At 49.6% G+C, this 4170-nt stretch carries 5 protein-coding genes; 1 reads left to right on the forward strand and 4 read right to left on the reverse strand.

Going from position 1 to position 4170, the window contains the following annotated elements; translation table 11 throughout:
• On the reverse strand, nt 1–1534 hold a 1534-nt coding region (locus tag HOK28_21485), incomplete at its 3' end, for a sodium:solute symporter family protein (GenBank protein ID MBT6435681.1).
• A gap of 83 nt (nt 1535–1617) precedes the next feature.
• Entirely contained in the window at nt 1618–2793 is a 1176-nt protein-coding gene (locus HOK28_21490) for a glycosyltransferase family 4 protein (protein ID MBT6435682.1), read from the reverse strand.
• 104 nt (nt 2794–2897) lie between these two features.
• On the opposite strand from HOK28_21490, the gene HOK28_21495 reads away from it, so the two are divergent.
• A complete protein-coding gene (locus tag HOK28_21495; protein MBT6435683.1) occupies nt 2898–3317 on the forward strand; it encodes a lactoylglutathione lyase in 420 nt (139 codons plus the stop codon).
• Here the strand turns inward: HOK28_21495 and maf are convergent, their stop codons facing one another.
• Together maf and HOK28_21505 are read right to left on the reverse strand one after the other, a co-directional pair.
• On the reverse strand, nt 3318–3899 hold the full coding sequence (gene maf, locus HOK28_21500) for a septum formation protein Maf (protein MBT6435684.1): 582 nt from the start codon (nt 3897–3899) through the stop codon (nt 3318–3320).
• Nucleotides 3900–3904: 5 nt separating this feature from the next.
• On the reverse strand, nt 3905–4153 hold the full coding sequence (locus tag HOK28_21505) for a hypothetical protein (protein MBT6435685.1): 249 nt from the start codon (nt 4151–4153) through the stop codon (nt 3905–3907).
• Nucleotides 4154–4170: the final 17 nt, after the last annotated feature.

The following is a 4170-nucleotide window of genomic DNA, read 5'->3' on the forward strand; positions in this document are numbered from 1 at the left end:
CGCCCGCGAGAGTCCACGTTGCCGCCTTTGCGGTAAACCGCTTACAAAACACACTAAACACCAGCGTTACGACTAAAGGCGGAGTGACCGCCGCAGTGAAAGCACCGTGCGCTGCATAGATAGAATCAAACATCATGAAGACTGGTACCAACGCGATTCCCATCAGCGTCACACCCACACTGGTGATTCGGGCAACCTTGAGTAGGTCGCGGTCGTTCGCCTCAGGGTTAATCAGCGGCGTATAAACGTCGTTCACGATGATGGCCGCAACCGCTGTGATCAAGGTGTCTACCGTAGACATCAAAGCCGCCGTTAAGGCAGCCATGATCAAACCAAAGAGGCCCGGTGTAGTGCACAAGAATTCAGAGGCAACAAAGAAGACACTTGCAGGGTCCATGTTCGCCGGTAAGACTCCCGCATTCTCCAGCGCTTTACCAACCCAGCCACCGGAGGCAACCACACAAGCTGCCACTGGCATCAAGACGAGTAAAACAGTCACAGCTGTTTTACGGCCCTCCTCCACAGAACGAGCGGCCATAAAACGCATCATCACGCCCTGATTCAAGAAGTAAAACATTGCTGAGTTGGCCATCGCATCCTGCCAAAAAATACCCACACCATTGAAGCCCGTGTCTGTATTAAAATTGGCAAAGGCCTTACGGTGGTCCCGCGGTAGGTTCTCCCAAAGTGCGTCAAATCCACCGAGGTAATCAGCTCCCAAATAGAGAATTAACAGGCCTGTAGCCAAGAGCATGACGCCCTGGAACAAGTCGGTCATGATCACGCTTGTTTGACCACCGGCTGTTACATACACCGCCGATATCGAAGCAACTAAAACAGCCGACCAAAAGATAGGCCACCCTAAGAGCATTTGTAATGCCTTGCCCATGGTGAACAAATTCACACCAACATAGCCTATGAGGTAGACGAGAATGAGAATGGTTGCCCAACCCCGGACGGTACGATTAAACCGCCGCTCAAAGTACTCTGGGATTGAAACGACCCTAGAAAAATAAACAATCGGAAGCCAACCAAAAATAAACCAGGGTAACCAGAACCAATCGTTTAAATACGTTTGACTGCTGCTTAAGCCATACTGGTAGGCAACTTTGGAATACTTCACGAAACTGTAAGAACCGATTGTTGTTGCAACAAGACTAAATGCAACCAACCACCACGCAAACTTCTGGCCACCAAAGAAAAAATCTTTGGTCGTCTTTTGCATTCTTCCAAACCAAGTACCTATTGCGAGAATGATCAGAAAGTAGCCAATCATAATCCCGTAATCTAACGGTGTCCCGTGAACTCCGCTCTTGAGACCGCTGCCCTGATATTCAACGGGCGGTCTCACGGTCATCGTCCCGTACTGCATGTAGCCCTGAAGACCCATGTAGCCAGCGAAACCCAATATGAGAAAAATTAGATTGCGAAACCCTGTACCGGAGAGCCCAACAAAGCCTTGGCGTCCTGCGAAATACAACCCGCCCAAAAATACAATTCCGCCAACAAAGTATTGATAAGAATAGGTTTCCATAGATTCCCCAGATAGCTCAAAGAAGTGATGAACTGCTTATAGACCTGAGACCGGGAAACACTCAAGTCGAAGAGCTTCTCGAATCAAAAGGAATCAATCGCTTCAAACAATCGCTCTTTAGCGAACGTCCAGGAGTGCTCAGCGTAAAATGTCTTGGCCTGCTCTCTTTGAACTTCTCGTCGCTTGGGGTCAGACAGCACTGAGATAATAGCATTGGCCATTTCAGTTTCATCACCCGGCTTATAATAAGCCACGGCATCCTCAGAAAAGTAATGACGTATCGCCTTTAAGCCCGGTGCGACAACCGGAATTCCTAAATATAGGTACTCAAGCAATTTCACGGGCAGCATCATGTCTGTAGCCACATCTAAGCGGTTTGGAATGATTCCCAAAGAGGCTCCTTGGAGCATTTTCGGGATATCTTGTACCGGAAAAAACTCACCCGTAAGAGAAACAACGCTTTCTTGCCCGGTATCTTTTACAGCTGCCCTAACATCTTCAATAGCATCTCCGCTGCCGTAGATATCCAACGTGGCCCCAGGAAACTTTTCGCGGACAAGAACCAGAGCGCGCACGGCAACATCGAGCCCCAGCCGAGAAGCTACGGTTCCATGATAGACAAGCCGAGGGTTCTCGATAATATCAGTCGACTCGCTATTGTCTTCATGCCCATCAAAAACAGATGGATCCGGCAAATTCAGCAGAACGGAAATGTCATTCTTAACGCACCCACGTGATTCAAGAAGTTGCCGATGTGGCTCGTGCACACAAACGACATGATCTGCAAAACGGCAGCTAAGACGCTCTTGAAGCTTCAGGGCCCGAACCAGTGGATGCGTGTCTTCAATGCCGAACTTAGACTGATAAAGCTCTGGCATCATATCGTGAACATCGAGAATGACTTTCGCCCCACCAAGTCGGGCCAAAGCTCCGGCAAAGACGATAAAATCCGGCATGGTGTGAAAATAGATGACATCGTAACGCTGCCGCATGTGTCTGCGCGTTACCTCCACCAATGCCTTGAGCCAAAACTTTAGATAACTCTTGAGGTATTGCCCCTTCGCGCCGCCTCGATACCGACCAACCGACAACGGCTCAATGTGAACTCCCTTGAGGATTTCGGTTCCCGTAGGAATCGGCGTCTCCAAAGACAAAAAATCCACATGATCACCCCGCGCCGCTAAAGCTTCAGCGGTACGCCGGGGGCGCGCATCTGTGTGATAATGGGTGTAGGCCACCATGCAAATTCGTCGAGTCATTGAGTGAGCGATACCTTAAGAACAACAATTGCACCAGAGTAAGTATCGACTTTTAAAAAGCTATGTTAGGAAGTCACGTCGTACCCAATCCAAAGGCTCAAGCAATGCAATACCTCCACACAATGATTCGAGTATTTGACCTCGACACGGCCGTCACTTTTTTCGTGGATCAGCTAGGCCTCGTAGAAACTCGTCGTAAAGATGTGGAAAAGGGCCGATTTACGTTGGTTTTTCTCGCAACAGCACCTGGGGAGCCAGAAATCGAGCTCACCCATAACTGGGATGAACAAGCGCCCTACGGCGGTGGTAGAAACTTTGGTCACCTCGCCTATGCGGTAGACGATATTTATGCACTTTGCCAAAAACTCCAAGATGCAGGTGTTACCATTCTACGTCCACCACGCGACGGGAGAATGGCCTTTGTACGCTCGCCAGATCAAATATCTGTGGAACTGCTTCAAAAAGGTGAGGCCTTAGCTCCACAAGAGCCCTGGCTCTCCATGCCAAGCCAGGGCGAATGGTGATCAACTCAGAGGCTCAATACCCGCTTTTCTCAGTAACTCACACAAGGCAATCAACGGCAGCCCAACGATAGCGGATTCATCGCACCCCTGAATCTCCTCAAAAAGCGCAACACCCAAACCCTCAATCATATAAGCACCTGCACACCCAATAGGTTGGTCCACACCAATGTAATAGTCGATTTGAGATTTTGACAACGTCTTCATTTTCAATCGGACCGTCGTAAGCGAACTGAACTCAAGGCCCGATGCGGCGTTAACTAAAACCACTGAGGTATGGAGGGCATGCCACTTGCCCGAGAGCTGCTCCAGCCTCTCGGCGGCTTCTGCTACATCGGACGGCTTATTCAAACGCGTTCCTTCAAGGTCCGCCACCTGGTCAGACCCAATAACCCAGCCTTCCGTAAGGTTTTGGGCAACTGCACGCGCTTTACCCAGAGCGCACGCCATCGCCGCTTCTTCAGGAGAACCGTGCACCGCCGCTTCATCGAAATCCGGCGCGACCTGAGTAAAACTCAAGCCCAGCCTTTTCAACATGTCGGCGCGCCACTTGGAGGTACTGGCCAAGACAATTGAATCACCCATAAAATTTAATCCAACAACTTCTGCAAAGCTTGATTGAGCGAGGTCGTTGTTCCGTCGTTAGCGGCATCGGACCAAACATAAGCCATATTTTGCCCGTCTAACATGAAGTTAATCGGCGTAAAGTTGTAATCGTAATGGTCGACGTTTTCAAAAAGGACCTGCCAGCCGTCATCAATAAGAACTTTGGCGGGATCTAAACCCTTTTGCTCCGCGTAAGAAACACAATACTCCTGAGTGGGGGCTGCGAAATTCAAATCAGATCCCAGTAAAA

Source organism: Deltaproteobacteria bacterium (assembly GCA_018668695.1).
Classification (GTDB): domain Bacteria; phylum Myxococcota; class XYA12-FULL-58-9; order XYA12-FULL-58-9; family JABJBS01; genus JABJBS01.